At 46.5% G+C, this 20979-nt stretch carries 20 protein-coding genes; 6 read left to right on the forward strand and 14 right to left on the reverse strand.

Annotation, left to right across the window (positions count from 1 at the left end):
• Positions 1-219 precede the first annotated feature (219 nt).
• The 4 genes from FCU94_RS10545 (at position 220) to FCU94_RS10560 (ending at position 4380) form a co-directional block, all read left to right on the forward strand.
• Positions 220-1695 carry an aminoacyl-histidine dipeptidase gene (locus FCU94_RS10545; RefSeq protein WP_176288507.1) on the forward strand — a complete coding sequence of 492 codons (1476 nt, stop codon included), beginning with the start codon at positions 220-222 and terminating at the stop codon, positions 1693-1695.
• A gap of 288 nt (positions 1696-1983) precedes the next feature.
• The gene (locus FCU94_RS10550) at positions 1984-2424 is read left to right on the forward strand and encodes an ATP-dependent zinc protease family protein (RefSeq protein ID WP_176288508.1); all 441 of its coding nucleotides are present in this window, start codon (positions 1984-1986) and stop codon (positions 2422-2424) included.
• The gene (gene rimK / locus FCU94_RS10555; protein ID WP_176288509.1) at positions 2424-3329 is read left to right on the forward strand and encodes a 30S ribosomal protein S6--L-glutamate ligase; all 906 of its coding nucleotides are present in this window, start codon (positions 2424-2426) and stop codon (positions 3327-3329) included. The genes FCU94_RS10550 and rimK overlap by 1 nt, the downstream gene beginning before the upstream one ends.
• Positions 3289-4380 (forward strand): succinylglutamate desuccinylase/aspartoacylase family protein, encoded by a 1092-nt coding sequence (locus FCU94_RS10560; protein WP_176288510.1) that lies wholly within the window; start codon positions 3289-3291, stop codon positions 4378-4380. Before rimK ends, FCU94_RS10560 begins: the two co-directional genes overlap by 41 nt.
• Before the next feature lie 59 nt (positions 4381-4439).
• Here FCU94_RS10560 and FCU94_RS10565 read toward each other — a convergent pair whose 3' ends face one another.
• The 4 genes from FCU94_RS10565 to FCU94_RS10580 all read right to left on the reverse strand — a co-directional run bounded on the left by FCU94_RS10565 (position 4440) and on the right by FCU94_RS10580 (position 8864).
• The gene (locus FCU94_RS10565) at positions 4440-5804 is read right to left on the reverse strand and encodes a sodium-dependent transporter (RefSeq protein WP_176288511.1); all 1365 of its coding nucleotides are present in this window, start codon (positions 5802-5804) and stop codon (positions 4440-4442) included.
• A 135-nt stretch (positions 5805-5939) separates the two neighbouring features.
• Positions 5940-7406 (reverse strand): sensor domain-containing diguanylate cyclase, encoded by a 1467-nt coding sequence (locus FCU94_RS10570; protein ID WP_255199257.1) that lies wholly within the window; start codon positions 7404-7406, stop codon positions 5940-5942.
• Positions 7407-7590: 184 nt separating this feature from the next.
• Positions 7591-8334, reverse strand: a complete 744-nt coding sequence (locus FCU94_RS10575) for a YggN family protein (protein ID WP_176288513.1) — start codon at positions 8332-8334, stop codon at positions 7591-7593.
• 53 nt (positions 8335-8387) lie between these two features.
• Positions 8388-8864 (reverse strand): GreA/GreB family elongation factor, encoded by a 477-nt coding sequence (locus FCU94_RS10580; protein WP_176288514.1) that lies wholly within the window; start codon positions 8862-8864, stop codon positions 8388-8390.
• Between the two features lie 77 nt (positions 8865-8941).
• Here FCU94_RS10580 and FCU94_RS10585 point away from each other — a divergent pair, with 77 nt between their 5' ends.
• Positions 8942-10882 carry a RecQ family ATP-dependent DNA helicase gene (locus tag FCU94_RS10585; RefSeq protein WP_176288515.1) on the forward strand — a complete coding sequence of 647 codons (1941 nt, stop codon included), beginning with the start codon at positions 8942-8944 and terminating at the stop codon, positions 10880-10882.
• A gap of 11 nt (positions 10883-10893) precedes the next feature.
• Here FCU94_RS10585 and dinB read toward each other — a convergent pair whose 3' ends face one another.
• A complete protein-coding gene (dinB, locus tag FCU94_RS10590; RefSeq protein WP_176288516.1) occupies positions 10894-11958 on the reverse strand; it encodes a DNA polymerase IV in 1065 nt (354 codons plus the stop codon).
• Between the two features lie 227 nt (positions 11959-12185).
• Here dinB and FCU94_RS10595 point away from each other — a divergent pair, with 227 nt between their 5' ends.
• Complete coding sequence (locus FCU94_RS10595; RefSeq protein ID WP_176288517.1) at positions 12186-13262, forward strand: hypothetical protein; 1077 nt, start codon at positions 12186-12188, stop codon at positions 13260-13262.
• Positions 13263-13299: 37 nt separating this feature from the next.
• Here FCU94_RS10595 and FCU94_RS10600 read toward each other — a convergent pair whose 3' ends face one another.
• The 9 genes from FCU94_RS10600 to FCU94_RS10640 form a co-directional block, all read right to left on the reverse strand.
• Positions 13300-13533: a DUF2789 family protein gene (locus tag FCU94_RS10600; RefSeq protein WP_176288518.1), complete on the reverse strand. Its 234-nt coding sequence runs from the start codon at positions 13531-13533 to the stop codon at positions 13300-13302.
• Between the two features lie 153 nt (positions 13534-13686).
• The gene (gene nqrM / locus FCU94_RS10605; RefSeq protein WP_176288519.1) at positions 13687-13920 is read right to left on the reverse strand and encodes a (Na+)-NQR maturation NqrM; all 234 of its coding nucleotides are present in this window, start codon (positions 13918-13920) and stop codon (positions 13687-13689) included.
• 24 nt (positions 13921-13944) lie between these two features.
• Positions 13945-14946: an FAD:protein FMN transferase gene (locus FCU94_RS10610; protein ID WP_176288520.1), complete on the reverse strand. Its 1002-nt coding sequence runs from the start codon at positions 14944-14946 to the stop codon at positions 13945-13947.
• A 143-nt stretch (positions 14947-15089) separates the two neighbouring features.
• Positions 15090-16313, reverse strand: coding sequence for an NADH:ubiquinone reductase (Na(+)-transporting) subunit F (gene nqrF / locus FCU94_RS10615; protein ID WP_176288521.1), 1224 nt, complete (start codon positions 16311-16313; stop codon positions 15090-15092).
• Positions 16314-16346: 33 nt separating this feature from the next.
• Entirely contained in the window at positions 16347-16943 is a 597-nt protein-coding gene (gene nqrE, locus FCU94_RS10620) for an NADH:ubiquinone reductase (Na(+)-transporting) subunit E (RefSeq protein ID WP_014232790.1), read from the reverse strand.
• Positions 16944-16950: 7 nt separating this feature from the next.
• Positions 16951-17583, reverse strand: a complete 633-nt coding sequence (locus FCU94_RS10625) for an NADH:ubiquinone reductase (Na(+)-transporting) subunit D (protein ID WP_005380269.1) — start codon at positions 17581-17583, stop codon at positions 16951-16953.
• Positions 17583-18353, reverse strand: a complete 771-nt coding sequence (locus FCU94_RS10630) for a Na(+)-translocating NADH-quinone reductase subunit C (RefSeq protein ID WP_176288522.1) — start codon at positions 18351-18353, stop codon at positions 17583-17585. Before FCU94_RS10630 ends, FCU94_RS10625 begins: the two co-directional genes overlap by 1 nt.
• Positions 18343-19587, reverse strand: a complete 1245-nt coding sequence (locus FCU94_RS10635) for an NADH:ubiquinone reductase (Na(+)-transporting) subunit B (protein WP_176288523.1) — start codon at positions 19585-19587, stop codon at positions 18343-18345. Before FCU94_RS10635 ends, FCU94_RS10630 begins: the two co-directional genes overlap by 11 nt.
• A gap of 5 nt (positions 19588-19592) precedes the next feature.
• Entirely contained in the window at positions 19593-20933 is a 1341-nt protein-coding gene (locus FCU94_RS10640) for a Na(+)-translocating NADH-quinone reductase subunit A (RefSeq protein WP_176288524.1), read from the reverse strand.
• Positions 20934-20979: the final 46 nt, after the last annotated feature.

Genomic DNA, 20979 nt, shown 5'->3' on the forward strand with positions numbered 1-20979 from the left:
TTACAAATTATACTCACCAAGGCACTTATTGGTGTCGAAGTGTGATTATTGGATATGTGACCATAACGATACAATTACTCACTCTAGCCACTACACCCTGAATGACGGTAGTGCTATTCTTTGGCTCTCTACTCAATAGGCCATTTCTAGTTATTTGTTCTGAACTAATTCGGTTCAAACACAATATGATCTGGCATTATTTCTTTTAAGGAGTCATCCGTGTCTGAATTCCATTCTGAAATCAGTAGCTTATCGCCAGCCCCTCTTTGGCAATTTTTTGATAAGATCTGCTCTATCCCGCATCCTTCCAAGCACGAAGAAGCTTTAGCTCAATACATAGTCACTTGGGCCACAGAACAAGGACTGGATGTACGCCGCGATCCTACCGGCAACGTATTCATCAAAAAGCCGGCGACGGCGGGAATGGAAAACAAGAAAGGAGTGGTTCTTCAAGCTCACATCGACATGGTGCCGCAAAAAAATGAAGATACCGCGCATGACTTTACCCAAGATCCCATTCAACCCTTCATTGATGGAGAATGGGTAACCGCCAAAGGCACAACCTTAGGCGCAGACAACGGCATTGGCATGGCCTCTTGCCTCGCCGTGCTAGCCTCGAATGAGATCAAACATGGCCCTCTTGAAGTACTGCTGACGATTGATGAAGAAGCGGGCATGACGGGGGCATTCGGCTTAGAAGCTGGCTGGTTAGAAGGGGAGATTCTTCTCAACACAGATTCAGAACAAGAAGGCGAAGTTTACATGGGTTGCGCTGGTGGTATCGACGGTGAAATGACGTTCGATATCAAGCGTGAAGAGATCCCGGCAGGTTATGTCACTCGTCAGTTGATTTTGAAAGGTTTGAAAGGCGGTCACTCTGGCTGTGATATTCATACTGGTCGTGGCAACGCCAACAAACTGTTAGCTCGATTCCTCGCAGGTCATGCGCAAGAACTCGACCTTCGTCTTATTGAGTTTCGTGGTGGAAGCCTACGCAATGCCATTCCTCGAGAAGCATTCGTTACGGTCGCCGTTCCAACAGAGAACCAAGCGAAACTTGCCCAACTGTTTGACTACTACACTAACCTGATAAAAACTGAACTTGGCAAAGTAGAAACCGATATTGTTTCTTTCAACGAAGCCGCCGACACAAAGGCCCAAGCGCTAATCGTTGCCGATCAACAGCGCTTTATCGCTGCGCTCAACGCGTGTCCAAATGGCGTGATTCGTATGAGCGATGACATCGAAGGTGTCGTTGAGACCTCTCTTAACGTTGGTGTGATCACAACTGACAATAACCAAATTCAAGTGCTGTGTCTGGTACGTTCGCTTATTGACTCTGGTCGCCAGCAAGTCGAAGGTATGCTGGCCTCCGTCGCTGAGCTTGCGGGTGCACAGATCGAGTTTTCTGGGGCTTACCCAGGTTGGAAACCCGATGCTGATTCTGAAATCATGGCGATCTTCCGTGATATGTATGAAGGGATCTACGGCCACAAACCAAATATCATGGTCATCCACGCAGGCCTTGAGTGTGGTCTATTTAAGGAGCCTTACCCGAACATGGATATGGTCTCTTTCGGCCCAACCATCAAGTTCCCTCATTCACCCGACGAAAAAGTAAAAATCGATACCGTCGCTCTTTTCTGGGAACAGATGGTGGCACTGCTGGAAGCCATTCCAGAAAAAGCGGCATAACCAGTCAGTTTTGACTTAGAAAATCTTATCAATAAAGCCAGCGCAACGTCGCTGGCTTTCTCTTTACTTATCTTCTTTTACGATAAATGTTGTTTGTCGTTACGGTGATTTATTTTCGTTGGTCAGCCCAACTCATCGCTGCTACATTCGCCGACCTTGAAGCACCTTAGGATAAACCACATTATCCTCTTCAAGACAAATTTGCGGTGTATTCCAATCGCTTAGTGTAAAGAGTGCTATAGTCTTTTAGTGCTTTGATGAACTTCCCTAACTGATGTTGTTACTGTGATGAAAGAAAAACTCATTGTTGGCTGGCGTGAAACCGTTAGCCTACCTGAACTTGGCATTCATAAAATTAATGCAAAGATAGATACTGGTGCGCGCACTTCATGTCTACACGCATTCCAAGTCGAGTCATTTAAAAAACAGGACGCCCTGTGGGTTCGCTTCTGGCTTCATCCGATGCAGAACAACACTGAGCAAGAAGTAGTTTGTGAGGCTCCGGTCATCGATGAGCGCATCGTACGCGATTCTGGCGGTCACGAAGAGTCTCGATATGTTATCAAGTCCTTGTTTTCCATTGGCGGTGAGAGTTGGCCCATCGAGCTAACCCTTACTAACCGTGAAAACATGGCGTTTCGCATGCTATTAGGTCGTACCGCCATGCATCATCGTATTGTTGTCGACCCTGTTGAATCTTTTTTAATCCCGTTCGAGGAAAAAAAATAATGAAAATTGGTATTCTGTCTCGTAACGCTAAACTCTACTCGACCCGACGCCTGATCGAAGCCGCTAAAGAGCGCGGACATGAAGTAAAAGTGATCGATGCGCTGCGTTGTTACATGAACATCAACTCTGATAAGCCACAGATCCACTTTAAAGGTGAAGAGCTGTCGGGCTTTGATGCCATTGTCCCTCGAATTGGTGCATCAGTCACTTTCTATGGTACCGCGGTCCTGCGTCAGTTTGAGATGATGGGTGTTTATCCGGTCAATGAATCTGTCGCGATTACTCGCTCTCGAGATAAGTTACGCTCCATGCAGCTACTATCGCGCAAAGGGGTTGGTATGCCAGTGACCGGTTTCGCCAGTAAACCTGACGATGTAAAAGACTTGCTGGATATGGTTGGTGGTGCACCGGTCGTGATCAAACTGCTTGAAGGCACACAAGGTATTGGGGTCGTGCTGGCAGAAACCCGTAAAGCGGCAGAAAGTGTTGTCGAGGCTTTTATGGGGCTTAAAGCCAACATTATGGTCCAAGAGTACATTAAAGAAGCGGGTGGCGCCGACATTCGCTGCTTCGTTATCGGTGATAAGGTTATCGCAGCCATGAAACGCCAAGGGGCTGAAGGTGAATTCCGTTCTAACTTGCACCGCGGCGGCAGCGCTTCACTGGTCAAAATTACACCGCAAGAGCGCCGTACAGCGGTCGACGCGGCAAAAATCATGGGGCTCAACGTGGCTGGAGTCGACCTACTTCGCTCCTCACGTGGTCCATTAGTGATGGAAGTAAACTCATCTCCAGGTCTGGAAGGTATTGAGGCCGCTACTGGTAAAGATATTGCTGGGATGATTGTCGAATTTATAGAGAAAAATGCGGCAAGCAAAAGGACTAAAACGCGTGGCAAAGGCTAAACAGAATAGCGCATTTGAGTTTCTCGGCGAGTCTATCTCGCCGGGAGAGAGAAAAGTCGTCGAGTTAGAAGCAGCGAAACTCTATACGCACTCCCCTCTTTCCATACCGGTTGAAATTATCAATGGTAAGCAAGCAGGCCCAGTACTTATGGTCAACGCCGCTATCCACGGAGACGAGCTCAACGGGGTGGAAGTTGTCCGTCAGTTAATCGACACGATAGATGTGAGCAAACTGAAAGGCACTTTAATTGCGGTGCCTATTGTCAACGTATTTGGCTTCATTCATAAGTCTCGCTATCTCCCTGACCGACGCGACCTCAATCGCTGTTTTCCAGGCAGTGATAAAGGGTCACTCGCTTCACGCATGGCGCATACCTTCTTTTCACAGGTTGCCCAGCGTTGTGACTACATTATCGATTTGCACACTGGTGCAATTCATCGCACGAATTTGCCACAAATTCGAGCCGACTTGAGCAACCCAGAAACGCTGCGTATCGCTCAAGCATTTGCAACGCCTGTGGTGATCGACTCGCCGTTAAGAGAAGGATCTTTACGCAGTGAAGCCGAAAGGCTCAACATTCCAGTTCTCACTTATGAGGCAGGAGAAGCGCTACGTTTTGAACCCATCTGCATCAACGCTGGCTACTTAGGCGTCAAGCGTGTCATGCAAGCGATCGGTATGCTACGAAAGAGTCGCAAACGCTTACCGACATCGGTCATCGCAAAATCAACCAGTTGGCTACGAGCCGAGAGTGATGGCATTTTGCGTACTGTGGTGACCTTAGGTGAAAAAGTGACGCGTGGACAGGTGCTGGCCTATATTAGCGCGCCTTTAGGTCATAGTGAAATCGAGCTCAAGGCTCGCAAAGGGGGAATTGTCATCGGCCAACAGACGTTGCCTTTGGTCAACGAGGGGGATGCCATTTTCCACCTCGCCTACTTTGAAGAAGACGATCAAGAAGTTGAGCAAGTGGTTGGTGAGTTCATTGACGAAGTCTCTGACGCTGACCTTGAACCACTCACCACGGGGCAGATTAACACCCCATCATAAGTTCAAGCCCGCATAATGCGGGCTTGATTGTTATACCAACCTTGATAAGTCGGTGAGTATTATCCAAATGACGCCCAAATAACCGTCGCGACGAGCACAGGGCAAACAAACTTCACGTACAGAGGCCAAACCTTTCCGAACCAGCCTTGTGAAAATTCAGGATAACCCTGTTGCAGCTCTTTAACTTTCGAGTGACGGCTCCACACCCAGCCTCCAAAGAGACAAAACAGTAAAGCGGCCAAAGGTTGCAGATATTGAGTGGCGACGGTGGCAACAAGACCAAACAGAGCGCCAAAGTTGTAAACAATAACCAAGCTCAACAAAGCAATAAGCCCGCCTAGCGCCCAACTGGTTACGCCACGCTGAGTACCCAATCTCTCACTCACCAGCGCCACCGGACACTCTAACATCGAAATCGATGAGGTGAGCGCCGCAATAGTTAACAATAGGAAAAAGACGATGGCGAACAGTTGTCCTAGCCAGCCTAAGCTATCAAACATCAGTGGTAATACGGTGAAGACTAATGTATCTGAACTGAGCAAAGAACCATCTTCGGCATAGATCTCAACCCCTTTCTGCATCGCGACAAACATCGCAGGCATCACCACTAAGCCTGCAATAAACGCCACGGCCGTATCCACTAGAGTGACATTCATCGCCATCTTAGGCAGGTTCTCTTTCTTGCTCAAATAAGAGCCATAAATCAACATAGAGCAACCGCCAATAGTGAGCGAGAAAAACCCCTGTCCCATCGCAGCAAGAATCAACTTACGATCCATCACTTTGCTAAAATCGGGAATTAGGTAGTGTTTGAGCCCCTCTAACGCGCCTTGCTGGGTCATAATGTAGATAAATAGTGCAGCGAAAAGCACAAACAGCGCGGGCATTAAGCGTGTCGACCACTTTTCAATCCCCTGCTTTACCCCACCCTGAACAATCAGAATAGTCAAAACATAAAAGGTGATGGTACCAAACAAATTTCGCTCAACACTAAACCCTTTGAACCAAGCGGTCAGCGTGCTCAACCCCATCAACTCAGTGATCGCGCCAAGCAAAAAACAGATTAACCAACCACCGACGATGCTGTAAAACGCCAGCACCGCACTCGGTACACTCAGGCCAATCCAACCTACGGCGGCACCAATATGTTTTCCGGTTGGATGCTTTGTTAGAGCACGCATACTATCTACTGGGTTCGCCTGTCCATGACGACCAATCGCCATTTCGACCACCAGCATAGGAAAAGCGACGACCAGAATCATCACCAGATAGACAAAAAGAAAGGCACCACCGCCATTGCTCGCGGCTTGAGTCGGAAATCCCCAAATATTACCTAAACCAACGGCCGCCCCAGCTGCCGCTAAAATAAAACCTAACCGCGAACCAAAATGTTCACGACTTTGCCCAATATCACCTTGTGCCATACCACTTAAACCGCACTTACAAACTAGTTGACTAGTACGTTAATATAAAACGCCATCGTTAGCAATGGAATTGAAACGTTCTATCAGCCTAATAGTAAATAAGCAAAATTATTGACCTGTAAACACTGACTGACACTATTGATAACACTCTACTTCAACACAGTTTCGTCCCAACTGCTTTGAGCGATAAAGCGCTTGATCGGCGACTCGCAATATGTCTTGTTGCTCGACCAGGGTTTCATTACGCATATCTGCCACCCCCACCGATACTGTGATGACACCACCAATTGGCGAGTAATGGTGCACAAGCTGCATCTGTTCAATCGCTTGCCTCAAACATTCGCCTTCTGCTTTAGCGTCTATTGGCGAGTCACAATTCAGCACCACACAAAACTCTTCCCCTCCAAAACGAGCCACACACTTCTCACATTCACTCGGGGCCTGTTTGAGCGCTTTGGCAACTTGACGTAAAACTTGATCGCCTTGCACATGACCATAATGGTCGTTAAAAGGCTTAAAATAATCCACATCGACTAAGATCACGCAAGCATAACCGTGATCCGCTTGATCTAATAAGTCTTGCCAGTACTTGTGTAAGCTACGACGGTTTCCTACCAAAGTCAGTGGGTCGTGCTCTGTCAACCATTCTAACTCTCTCTGATTGCTTTTCAGTTGGCTGATCACCGCATCGACTCGACAAACAAAATCACGCACTTCAAACGAAATAAAGTGCTGCTCAGTCGCCAGTGCAGCGCTTTCTTGTTCTGAGTTTTCCAACGCCTGACGTGCGCGTTTCAGAGGCTGAACCATCAGGTGTGCAACGGCCAAGTTAAACACGAACATAAACAGAGCAAAGGCAATAACAGCGGAGAGTTCACTCCAAGTAATAAAAGGGGGAATCTTTATCCTATGTTGGATAGTAATACAGACGGTCGGTTTGTTCTGAAAATCGAGCTTCTCCAGAATAGACACATTTTCTGGCGTCAATGAGGGCTGTACTCCGCCAACCGGCTTCGCTATCACGTCCACTTTTAATCCCGTCGCTTGGCGCAAACTGGTAATAACATCTGTCCCTATGGTTTTGATAAACATCATATAACCTTGGGTACAATCATAACCTTCACTATTGCAAACTCGACTGGTCGCCACCAATGCAGGGCGACCGTTGAGTACGATAAACGTAACGTATGGGGTAATAAAATCGGTCCGCGAACGCATACTATCCGCCAAAAGTGGACCAAACTGGTAGCGAATCTGATCGTAAGAGAGCGTCTTGCGTGTCACGTAGTCATATAACTCGCCCCATACCAAACTGACATTAGAGTCGAAAATGAACGCACCACTTAATTGATTAGACAAAAAGGTATGGGCGTTAAGGCTATCTTGCAGAAAGCGCTCATCTCGATTGCGAATAAAGTCACCGACATCATCCCAAGAAGCGTAGTCCATAAGTACACTGGCAAGCTCAGACTTTTCTAGATTAAGCACGGTTTTAACGCGTTGCACTTCTTCTTGTTGGTGGGCAATCGCACTGTCTACTTCGTTGTCATACACCCAGAAATAGCGAAAGAGTAGGTAGCATGCAACAAACACGCTGGCCATAAAAAGGGAAGCGACTATAGTCAGGTGTTTAAGAGAGAGATGAGGAATAGGCATCTAAACAAGGTGTGTGCGAATTGAGCGTGAATTAAACACAATCGCACAATCATTGTCTAGATGAAGAGCGCCATTGGCGCTCTTTGGTTACTAAAAACTCAGCAATGACTAGGCTTAAGCTCGCGTAATCTTAGATTGTAAAAATCTGATACTCTTGCAACTGAGGGATCTTTTGATGTAATTGTTGCTCTTGCTCTGCCATTTGATCTAACGAATCACAAAACTCAGCACTCTGTTTCTCGATCTGCTGAGAATGTTCAGTTAAACGCTGAGCGATACGCTCTTTGAGTTCACTCATTGAGTTGGCCATTTCAGTCAAGTTGAGACCACCTTCCAGCTTCATTTTTTCTGACATTGCATCAAACGCACTGGTAATAAACTCTTCGTTAAACAACGCTTTGGCCTTATCAAAATCTTCCGTCCAGACTTGGTTCAAGGAGCCAAAACTATCAGCGGGTAAAACCAGGTCGCCATTTTTATAGTAGCGAGCCTCTATCTCATCGTAAAAGTTCTGCATCGCTTGCTTTACACCGGCAAAAGCCTCTGGCGCGTCAAAACTTTGAGCGACATCGTCGACAATCTCGTTGGCCAATGCGAGGCCCTCACGCGCGATCTGTTTCGCACGTGGCAAATAATCGCTGAGGCTTTGGCGATAATCGGCAATAGCTTGTTGCTGGTCGGCACTTAACTCAATTCTCTCGCCATGAATCGTTAGGTTATTATTTTCATCAACCACCGCTGTTTCACCGCTAGTTTGATGAATTTCCAGACGTTCATCATTAAGGCGAATATCGTTTTTTAAATCAATATTGCACTGAGCGGCAAACACCTGACTCGACAATAGCAGGGGCAGTACAGCTAATCTTATCTTCATTATTCTATCCTTCGTATCTCCAACAACCATAACAAAGCCGTTAGTATCGATTGTCAGCAAATGGTTTCTATTTGGTAACAATGATTGCGCTCACCAATACGATAGCTGACTTCATCACCCACTTGCTTACCTTTCAACGCAGCGCCTAAAGGAGAGTCAAAAGTCACTAACATCACGAATGAGTCTGCAAATGGTATTTTTAATCCACCACAGCACGGTGCGATAAAAAACCAAAGAGGGTTATCATCCAAGTCAAGCAGTAACACCGCACACCCCAAACGGATGTATTCACTGGCCTCAACCAATGACAACTGTTTGAATTGCTCAATTTCTTGTTCACACTCTTGTACCCTCATCGCCTGACCATGAGCTAAATAGGACGCCTCAAGTGCTAAAGTGTCGTATTTATGCTCAGGAACCGTTTCATCATCCGTAGCAGATTCCATCGCGCGCTGAGCGGAACGCTGGGCAACAACCCGCTTTTGTTGTAAACAGGCCAAGATAGTTTGACGCAGTTCCGACTTATTCATACTAAAAACATATTCCAATACTACTGTTGCCTTTAGAATACCTTCACTAGCGAATAAAAACAGCACAAAGGTAGACGATGAACGACGCTTCCACCACTGATTTAATCAACGACACTCTTAACGCTCGCTTTGGATTTGAGCGTTTGCGTACAGGGCAGCGACCAGTCATTGAAGCCGTACTCGCTGGCCATTCTTGCGCCGCTATTTTTCCGACTGGTTCCGGAAAGTCATTGTGCTACCAACTCCCAGCACTTATGCTGCCTCACCTCACGCTAGTCATCTCGCCGCTGCTCGCCTTGATGAAAGATCAATTAGCTTTTCTTAAGCAGCACAACATCTGCGCAGCCTCTATCGATTCCAGTCAGAGCCGCGAAGAAATTCAAACAGTGATGGAACAAGCACGTAGCGGTGAGCTGAAAATACTCATGATCTCGGTCGAAAGACTCAAAAACGAGCGTTTTCGCCACTTCATCAAACAGATTCCCATCTCACTACTTGTGGTTGACGAAGCGCACTGTATCTCTGAATGGGGGCATAACTTTCGCCCCGACTATCTAAAACTCCCTCACTACCAAAAAGAGTTTGCTATTCCACAATGTTTGCTGCTCACTGCAACTGCTACCGACGCAGTCATCGAAGATATGCAAAGCAAGTTTGCCATTGACGCACAAGACGTCGTGACCACGGGGTTTTATCGCAACAACTTAGATTTAACCGTGATTCCTTGTGCTGATGAAGCGAAAAATGACCAGTTACTAACGATTCTCTCTGAGCATTCGAACCAATCCACCATCGTCTACGTGACCCTACAAAGTACCTCAGAGTCTGTCACTAAGTTGCTGTCCGACTCTGGGCTCAATTGCCGAGCCTATCATGCGGGACTCGATAATGAAGTACGCCAGCATATCCAGCAGCAATTTATGTCGGGGGAAATTTCTATCATCGTCGCCACTATCGCGTTTGGTATGGGAGTCGACAAGGCAGATATTCGCTGCGTTGTTCATTACGATATGCCGAAGTCGATAGAAAACTACGCCCAAGAGATAGGCCGCGCGGGCCGAGATGGCCAGCTTTCTCACTGCATTTTACTTGGCAACAAAAGTGGCATCTCTACATTGGAGAATTTCGTCTATGGTGATACGCCAGAGCGCGACGAGATCGAGGCTCTACTCAACCACGCCTTAAGCCAGGGCGAGAACTGGGAAGTCGTGATTTCTCGCTTATCCAATGACACCAATATTCGTCAACTGCCGTTAAAAACGTTATTGGTTTATATGGAAATGTTCGCACTCATAGCGAGTCAATACAGCTACTTCGCCGACTATCGCTTTAAGTTCATTCAAGACAAAACCTCTATCATCAGTCAGTTTGACCCACAGCGACAAGCATTTGTTCGCGCTCTGTTTGATTGCTCAACTCAAGCTAAAGTATGGTGCCAAGTTGATTTTGAGGCACTATGGCAACACTTTGCTGGAGAGCGGCAACGTGCCATCGCCGCACTTGATTACTTCCATCAAAAAGGCTGGATTGAGCTAGAAAGCAAACTGATGACCGAAGTCTATCGTGTTCATACTCTATCAGAGCCTGTAACCAACCTAACAGACAAATTGTGGCAGCTGTTTGCTGAAAAAGAGCGAAGTGATGTTGAGCGTATCCATAGCCTTTTAAGGTTGTTTGAGTCTCAATCTTGTTTGAGTCATGCTCTGGCCAGTTACTTTGGCGACACACAAGCCCCAACACAATGTGGCCATTGTAGTGTATGTCGCGGTCAGGGGGCACAATTACCAGACAGCCCGATTGTAAATGTTGATGATCAGCAGTTAGCACTGTGGATAGAGCAACTTAACCAACGCGCGGAACGCCCGCTGTCAAACACACTCAAAGCCAAGTTTCTCTGCGGTATTTCAACACCACGACTGAGTAAGCTAAAAGCGCGCAGCCTTGAGGGCTTTGCCAAGATGGAAAGCGTCCGGTTTACTCAAGTTATTGAGCGAATCACTGCCAATGAACGCCTCTAATTCTTAGGCCACTAGAAAAAACTGAGCTGCTTGGTGAGTTCTTCCGGCTTGAGCATCACGCTTAAGCCGAGCAAGCGAATTTCTCGCCCCTGCTGTCGTTTTAACACATCGCGGAGTAGTTGCTTAAAGTCATCCAGCTCGAGATAAGGGTGCGCATGTTCAATCGTGGTTAATTGAAAATCGGCAAACTTGACCTTAATCCCTTGTTTAATGATTGCTCTATCCGCTGAGAATTTCAGCAAACGACGCTCAAGTTCTGGGTAGAGTTTATTTTCAATGATCTGCCAACACTCCTCATAACTAGAAATATTGTGCGAAAACGTACGTTCGACGCCTACGGACTTTCGCTCTCTTTCCACTACGACTTCTCGGTTGTCTATGCCGTGACTCTTGTTCCATAGCGATACCCCTAGGCGGCCAAACTGCAACAATATACTGCGGTAGTCGCTGTTCTTGATATCAGCACAGAGGTAATAACCAGCTTGGTGAAGCTTCTCCAAACTGACTTTTCCGACCCCAGGAATACGCTCTAATGGCAGCTTATCCACTTCTTGCTGAACTTTATCTGGAGGAATCACATATTGCCCATTGGGCTTATTCATATCGGACGCGACTTTGGCCAAAAACTTCACCGGGGCAACCCCTGCCGAAGCAGTAAGATTTAACTCATTAAAAATATCACGCCGAATAGCGTCAGCAATCAAGGTGGCCGAGCCATGACATTGCAGGGAGTCTGTGACATCGAGGTAGGCTTCATCGAGCGATAGCGGTTCAATTAATTGGGTGTAACGGGCAAAAATCGCGCGAATTTGTGCAGAGACCTGTTTGTACACATCCATTCTTCCCGGTACCACGAGTAAGTGTGGACAGAGTTGCAAGGCTCTCGCGGTAGGCATCGCACTTCGGATACCGAACTTTCGAGCCTCATAGTTACAAGTACTCAATACCCCTCGCTGCTTCTCATGCCCACCAACCGCTAGCGGTCGGCCGCGATAGCTATGGTTATCGCGCATTTCGACGGCAGCATAGAAGCAATCCATATCGACATGAATGATTTTGCGAATCTTGTCACTCATAATAATGCGCCAAACCACTTTAACTGTATATAAAAACAGTATAACTAAATGCGAGCTAGGTGAAAACTCTCTTCGCAGCCCTACACCACGCAACACGACTGAATCAAAGTTAAATCTGAGATTCATTCACATTTATCACATTATTGTTTTACATATTCAACAAATTGATGGAAAACTATGCGCGCTATCTAGCATCAAATAACAATGTCAGCTCATAGGAAAAAATAATGACACTCAAGACTTCATCCGCTTTTATGATCGTTGCATCTGCGGCACTACTTTCTGCTTGCAGCACTCCCGTCAAAGACACAACACCTATTAACCCCACCACCGTGGTGAAAGCTAAGTACTCAATGTCGGGGCTCTATCTGCCCGACGGTCAAGGATCTCAAACCTCCTACACGCGCCCTTCCATGCGCCATATCCAGTCAGAATTCGAAGCGGATAGTTTCATGAGTAGTCTCGCTAACTTTAACCGTAGCGATGTGTACAGATTTGAGCGTAACCTTTTGTGGGAAATCGATCACGATTCAGAAACTTATCGTGAGTGTCCATTAGAGGGTTGTACGACGTTTAGTTTCACTGAGGAGTTTGAAGAAGAGGAAGAAGAGTCACCGTCATATGAGGAGATGAGTTGCTCGGTGGCACTAAAGAAAAACGAGTTTGAGGTTAAGCCTACAGGTAAAACACGCACCATTTCTGGCATGCAAACGAACGAGTACTCTGTCACTTGGCATGTCGTATTTGAAGATGACACGCAAAAAACCGATCAGAATTTGTTACGTTTTAGCGTTTGGACAGCTAAACCAGATTCAAACCTTAAACAAGCATGGAAAACTCACCAGCAAGCCACTGACAATTATCTTAACGCAGTGGGTGACAACCACCCTCTTGTAAGAATTTTGGGCCGAGATGGCTACAAAGCCATTAGCGCATTTGCTGGTGATATAGAAAGCACTGACCCTAATGCTATCAACCCAGTATTCGACAAACTCCAGGTCATCAAAGGCTATCCACTCAGTTTGAAAATGGAGTTTTTCCAACAATCTAACGCTTGTCAGGAAGAGAAAATAAAGGCGTCAACCGCAAAGCTAGACTTCAGCAATGGTGTCGATGGATTGACCGAATCAGCGACAGACTTAGTCGGCGATCTGTTTAGTAAAAAAGTGGACGAGAAAGTCCGTGAATGGCAAAAAGATGCGCTGATCCGCTACGTCTACGAAGTCACTTCAGTGAAAGAAGAAGGGGTTCGTGATAGCACATTTGAAGTGCCTGCAAACTACCGTTTGTCAGACCGCCAGTAAGCGGTATTAGCAAAGCGGCCATCGGCCGCTTTTCTGGTTATCGTCTTAACATCACATCCAACTGATCGACTAATTCTGACCAATCCGCATCTTCTTCAATGGCTTGTTTAAGAAAGGTCGCTTGTGCTGCGCTCCAAAAGCTCGCCTCGTGCAGCAATTCGGTATCTCGATGTTGACGATGATCTAGGACGAACTGTTTGATCTCAGCGTCGGTACTTCCCAACCCTAGTTGTTGAAACAGTTCCACCATAGTGTGTTGATGTAACTCCATAAAGCCTCTCTGTCTTGCGTGATATCCAGAGAGTATAGTCAAGGCTTCACGCGCTACCACTCGATGAGACTCCACGTTGTCTTCTATCATCATTGAACTATAAAAAACAACCCGGCCTAAGCCGGGTTGTTACATCAGGGTCTATGAACAAGATTATGCAATACGATCTTTTTCCCAAGCGGCGAGTTTCTCTGCGCGGGCCGCCTCACGCGCTTCTCGTTTTTTGCGCGCATCACAAGGTTCAGGACAGTTACACACCTTCTCAATGCCAACCGCTCCCAAACCACCACAACTGCCTTTAACGACTTTCTTTTGAAATATGTAGCCAACCGCCATAGCGGCAATGACTGCCATGAATACGGCAAAAGTAATAATAAATGTACTCATAATGGCATACCCATTCGTTGGTTATTATTTGATATACGGTTTATAAGCGTCAGAGGTCAGTTCGGTAAAACCAGTTTCGGCCTTAACAATCATCAGCACAGGTATATTGTGTTGATTCGCCACCTGCATGCCCTTCTCCTCGCCAAGAACCATTAAACCTGTGGCTAAACCATCAGCGGTCATCGATGATGGGTCTAACACGGTCACAGATACGACTTTATGTTCAATCGGTCTACCTGTTTCTGGATTGATAATATGCGAGTAACGAACACCATCGTGTTCAAAGTAATTACGATAATCGCCAGACGTCGCAACGGCCATATCGCCAGGTTCGATGATCTCTTGGATAGCACGCTCTTCCACCGATGGTTTTTCGATCGCGATACGCCAAGGCACGCCTTCACGATTTAGGCCTTTAACACGCATCTCACCGCCTACTTCAACCATATAGTTCATGACACCTTGAGATTGGATGTAATCGGCCACGACGTCAACTCCCCAACCTTTTGCGATCGTAGATAAGTCTACGTATAGGTTTGGAATGTCTTTTCTCAGTGTATTACCTGCTACTTCAAGGTGCTCGATACCTATGTTGGCACGACGTTCAGCCAGTTCTTCATCACTTGGCACGACGTCTGGTCGACCTTCAGGACCAAAGCCCCACAAGTTAACCAGAGGGCCAACAGTCACATCCAATGCGCCTAGTGTAAGACCGTTAAGGCGAATCGCCTCATTCACAACGTGAGCCGTTTGAGGAGAGACCGAAAAAGGTTCTAAAGATTGACTTTGATTGAAGCGACTCAGCTCTGAGTCTTTTCGATAGGTCGACATTTGGTCATTGACCTGCTCAAGCAAGCGATCAACTTCGGCTTGAATTTGTTCAGGGGCGGGAACGCCTTCCGCTACGATGTATTTAACATTGTAGCTAGTTCCCATTGTAGGACCAGTAAGATGAACTTGCTCCGCAGGCTGCTCACAACCGGCAAGAACTAAAAGAGAAGCGAAAGCAACAAGCCACTTTTTCACTTGTTTAACTCCTATGAAAATTGAAATGGATATAGAGAATAAGTTGAGTCGATATGAACCGATTTTCTATATCAATTGATATTCAAAAAAAAACAATGGCTGACCCGCAAGAGTCAGCCATAAATTTCAATCACTTAGATGGATTAACCACCGAAGTCATCTAGAAGGATGTTTTCATCCTCGACACCAAGATCTTTGAGCATGCCGATAACAGCAGCGTTCATCATCGGTGGACCACACATGTAGTACTCACAGTCTTCAGGCGCTTCATGATCCTTCAGATAGTTTTCGTACAATACGTTGTGGATGAAGCCTGTGTAACCATCCCAGTTATCTTCTGGCATAGGGTCAGACAGAGCACAGTGCCATACGAAGTTGTCGTTTTCAGCTTGTAGGCCGTCAAAGTCTTCAACGTAGAACATTTCGCGCTTAGAACGTGCACCGTACCAGAAAGACATCTTACGTGTAGACTTCAGACGCTTAAGTTGATCGAAGATATGTGAACGCATTGGCGCCATACCTGCACCACCACCAACGAAGACCATTTCGTTGTCAGTGTCTTTCGCGAAGAACTCACCAAATGGACCAGAGATCGTACACTTATCGCCCTCTTTAAGAGACCAAATGTATGAAGACATGATACCCGGTGGAACGTCTGGATTATTAGGCGGCGGCGTAGCAATACGCACGTTCAGCATAATAATACCTTCTTCTTCAGGGTAGTTGGCCATAGAGTAAGCGCGGATAGTCTCTTCGTTTACTTTTGACTCATAACGGAACAGGTTAAATTTGTCCCAGTCTTCGCGGTACTCTTCAGGTACATCGAAGTCAGCGTATTTCACATGGTGAGCTGGGGCTTCAATCTGGATGTAACCACCAGCACGGAAAGGTACTGACTCGCCATCAGGAATTTGTAGCTTAAGCTCTTTGATGAATGTCGCTTTGTTATCGTTAGAGATAACAGAACATTCCCACTTCTTAACGCCGAAGATCTCTTCAGGAAGTTCGATGTCCATGTCAGTTTTCATTGCAACTTGACATGCTAGACGCTCACCTTCACGCGCTTCACCTTTAGTAATATGGTCAAGCTCGGTTGGTAGGATATCACCACCACCTGATTTAACTTTTACGCGACACTGACCACAAGAGCCACCGCCACCACAAGCAGAAGATACGAATACGCCAGCACCAGCTAGAGCACTCAGAAGCTTACCGCCTGGTTGTGTAACGATCGCCAAATTCGGGTCATCGTTTACAGAAATTGTAATGTCACCTGTTGGTACAAGCTTAGACTTAGCGAAAAGAATCACTAGTACTAGCGCGAGTACGATCAGAGTAAACATCACTACACCAAGAATAATGTCCATTGACTATTCCTTAATTGTTGCGGTTTACCCGACTTACAGTTGAACACCAGAGAAAGACATAAAGCCCAACGCCATAAGACCTACAGTGATAAACGTGATACCAAGACCACGTAGACCAGGAGGTACGTCAGAGTACTTCATCTTCTCTCGGATACCTGCAAGAGCCACGATAGCGAGCATCCAGCCCACACCAGAACCGAAACCGTAAACAACAGATTCAGCAAAGTTGTAGTCACGTTGTACCATGAAAGATACACCACCGAAGATCGCACAGTTTACAGTGATCAGCGGTAGGAAGATGCCTAGCGCGTTGTACAGAGGTGGGAAGAAACGATCGAGAACCATCTCTAGGATCTGTACAAGGGCGGCGATTACACCGATAAAGGTGATGAAGTTTAGGAAGCTAAGATCGACACCTTCAACTAAAGCGTTTTCTCTTAAAACTAGATTGTAAACAAGGTTGTTTACTGGAACCGCGATAGTCAGCACGACTACAACCGCAACACCTAAACCAAAAGAGGTCTTAACTTTCTTAGATACCGCAAGAAACGTACACATACCCAAGAAGAAAGACAGGGCCATGTTTTCGATGAAAATCGATTTAACTAATAAGCTAATGTAATGTTCCATGACGTCCTTACTCCTTCGCTTCTACTTGTTCTGGTTTCAGAATACGGATTACCCAGATTAGGAAGCCGATTAGGAAGAATGCAGATGGTGCTAGCAGCATCAGGCCGTTTGGCTGGTACCAACCTCCATTGCTCACTAGAGGCAGTACTTCCAGACCAAATAGTTTGCCTGAGCCAAATAGCTCACGGAAGAAGCCTACAGTGATAAGAACGAAACCGTAACCTAGACCGTTACCGATACCGTCAATAAGAGAAGGTACTGGCGCAGACTTCATTGCGAATGCTTCAGCACGACCCATTACGATACAGTTGGTGATGATAAGACCTACGAATACCGATAGCTGCTTAGAGATATCGTACAGGTAAGCTTTTAGCACTTGGTCTACCACGATTACTAGCGAAGCGATGATCGCCATCTGAACGATGATACGTACGCTGTTAGGAATGTGGTTACGGATTAAAGATACCGAGAAGTTAGACAAAGCAGTTACAAATGTTACCGCTAGCGTCATAACAAACGCAGTCTCTAGCTTAGTGGTTACTGCAAGCGCAGAACAAACACCAAGAACTTGAAGCGCGATTGGGTTGTTGTCCAATACAGGCGCTAGAATGCTCTTTTTAACATTTTGTGCACTAGACATTAGTTCAGACCTCCGTCACGAACTTTTGCTAGGAATGGACCAAAGCCCATATCGCCTAACCAGAAGTCAAATGTGTGTTGAACACCGTTACTAGTTAGTGTCGCACCTGACAGGCCATCAACACCATGCTCAGAACCTTGCGGTGCGCCGCCTTTCACGACCTTAATCGCTGGCTGATGATCGTCATTGTACAATTTTTTGCCAATGAATTGATCGCGCCATGAAGGGTTCTCTACTTCACCACCAAGTCCAGGAGTTTCACCTTGCTCGTAGTAAGTAATAGCAGACACAGTGTTACCGTCAGTTTCAACGGCGACAAACGCATACATCATCGACCACAGTCCTTTACCGTGCACAGGCAAGATAACTTTTTGGACTTCATCTTGGTCTTTTACTAAGTACACCACTGCTGTATTCGCACGACGACGGATATCAGCGACGTCGTCTTCTGGTGTCAATGCGATTGAACGTTCTGCATCTTTTGATGCTTCACGCTGATCGTACGTAGATGCATTACCTTCAGTAAAATTACCTGTTTCAAGGTCTACCAGACGAGGTTCGATGTACTCAGCAAATAGCTCTGGTACTTTCTTACCATTAGCGTCAATGCCTGCAACTTCAACGATCTTTGATTGCTTATCTAGGACAGCGTTAGCTTTTTGCTTATCACGCAGACCTACAGCTGCTGTTGATACGATGATTGAACAAACAAGGCTCAACCCGATAACAACACCCAGCGTCTTTTTAATGCTGTCGTTATTACTTGCCATAGCGTGCTTGTCTCCGCTTGATGTTCTTCTCGATAACTAAGTGGTCGAACAGAGGTGCAAACAGGTTCGCGAATAGAATCGCCAGCATCATACCTTCTGGGTACGCTGGGTTAACTACACGGATCAGAACACACATTGCACCGATTAGCGCGCCGTACCACCACTTACCTTTGTTGGTAAATGAAGCGGATACAGGGTCTGTCGCCATAAAGAACATACCGAATGCAAAACCACCCAGAACTAGGTGCCAGTGCCATGGCATGTTGAACATTGGATTCGTATCAGAACCGATCACATTGAACAGCGTTGCCGTTGCGATCATACCGATCATGACACCGGCAATGATGCGCCATGACGCGATTCGCATGTAAACGATCATCGCTGCACCGATCATCAGTGCCAGAGTCGAAACTTCACCAATAGAGCCTGGGATGTTACCGATAAAGGCATCCATCCAAGTGATCGGAGCGCCAGTTACAGTGTTAACTAGAGCACCGTTACCACCTTGAGCCCATTGGCTTAGCGCCGTCGCACCAGAGAAACCGTCAGCGGCAGTCCACACTACGTCACCCGAGATTTGCGCTGGGTAAGCGAAGAAGAGAAATGCACGACCTGCTAGTGCTGGGTTTAGGAAGTTACGCCCCGTACCACCGAAGATTTCTTTCGCTACAACCACACCAAAGGTAATACCTAGTGCTGCTTGCCATAGAGGTAGAGTTGGTGGAACGATAAGTGCGAATAGGATAGAAGTTACAAAGAAACCTTCGTTAACTTCATGCTTGCGCACCATACAGAACAGCACTTCCCAGAAACCACCGACAATAAATACTGTGGCATAAATAGGTAGGAAGTAAGTTGCACCGAGCAGCATCTTGCTACCAACCCCTGCATCTGCGGCGATGGTACCGCCTAGCATTTCGGTTAGCCAGTAGTGCCAATTGCCTGCGACTACTGCTGCTAGTTGGTCACCAGCGTGCATGTGGGTCAGTGCAGCGATAGCTTGGCCACCCGCGTTGTACATACCCCAGAACATTGCTGGGAATACCGCGAACCAAACCATGATCATGATGCGTTTTAAGTCAACGCTATCACGAACGTGCGAGCTTTTCTTTGTAATTAGACCCGGCGTGTAGAAAACTGTTGCTACAGCTTCGTACAGAGCAAACCATTTCTCATGTTTACCGCCTGGTTCAAAGTGATGCTCGATGTCTTCAAGAAACTTTTTAAGAGCCATGAAAATTACCCTTCCTTCTCGATCTTATCTAGGCATTCACGAAGTAGCTCACCGTACTCGTACTTACCAGGACAAACAAAGGTACACAATGCTAAATCTTCTTCATCCAGCTCAAGTGCACCGAGCGCTTGAGCGCTATCGGTATCACCGGCACAGAGGTCACGAAGCAGCAGTGTCGGTTCCATATCTAATGGCAACACACGTTCGTAATTGCCAATTGGAACCATCGAACGGTCACTACCATTAGTGGTCGTTGTCATGTTGAACAACTGCCCTTTAAAGATATGACCAAGGAATGAGCGAGTGACAGAGAACTTATTCTTGCCAGGCATTGCCCAACCGAATAGCTCCTTCTCACGGCCTTCACGTAATACAGAAACCTGTACGTGGTAACGACCTAGGTAAGCGTGAGGACCAGTTGCATGAGTACCAGAGAGTACTGAACCAGAAATCACACGAACTTCACCTGGCATTAGTTCGCTATCTGTTACATCGTCAAGGCTAGCACCAAGCGTTGTACGGATAAGACGAGGGTTATTAACCACTGGGCCAGCCAATGAAATAACACGGTCAGTGTAAAGTTCACCAGTTAGGAACAACTTACCAAACGCAATCACGTCTTGGTAGTTGATGCTCCACGCCACATTTTCTGCATTGACTGGAGATAGAAAATGCATGTGGGTGCCAGCAAGACCTGCTGGGTGAGGGCCATCAAAAACGTGCTCTTCAACATTTGATTGAGAAGAACGAGGAAGACTGGTGCCAGACTTACATACGTAAACCTTGCCGTCAGTCAAAGTTGAAAGTAGGTCCAAACCAGCGACGAACGCTTCTTGCTGTTCATTGATGATCAACTCAGGCTGAGCCGCTAGTGGATTGGTATCCATAGCTGTAACGAAAATAGCCTTAGTAGAAGATTCGATTGCTGGAACCTTGCTGAACGGACGAGTACGTAAAGCGGTCCAAAGACCTGATTCAACTAACTGAGTTTTTACCGCTTCACGGTCTAAACCTGCTAGTTGACCAGCTTCGAACTTGTCGAACGTTACCTGCTCTTCACCTGCCACTTCAATCACAACAGATTGAAGGACACGCTTAGCGCCACGGTTAACTTCGATCACTTTACCAGCTGCGGGTGAAGTGAACTTAACACCCGGGTTCTTTTTATCTTCAAAAAGAACTTGAGCTTTTTTCACTTCATCGCCTACGCGAACATGCATGGTTGGACGCATGCCGACGTACTCTTCGCCAAGCAAGGCGACTTTTTTGATGGTCTTACCATCATTAATCACCTGGGTAGGAGTTCCTGCAATAGGAAGGTCCAAACCCTTCTTTATTGTAATCATACGCACTTGCACTACTTTTATCGGGAAAAAGATTCTTTAATTGCGT

This window comes from Vibrio sp. JPW-9-11-11 (genome assembly GCF_013369335.1).
Lineage (GTDB): Bacteria > Pseudomonadota > Gammaproteobacteria > Enterobacterales > Vibrionaceae > Vibrio.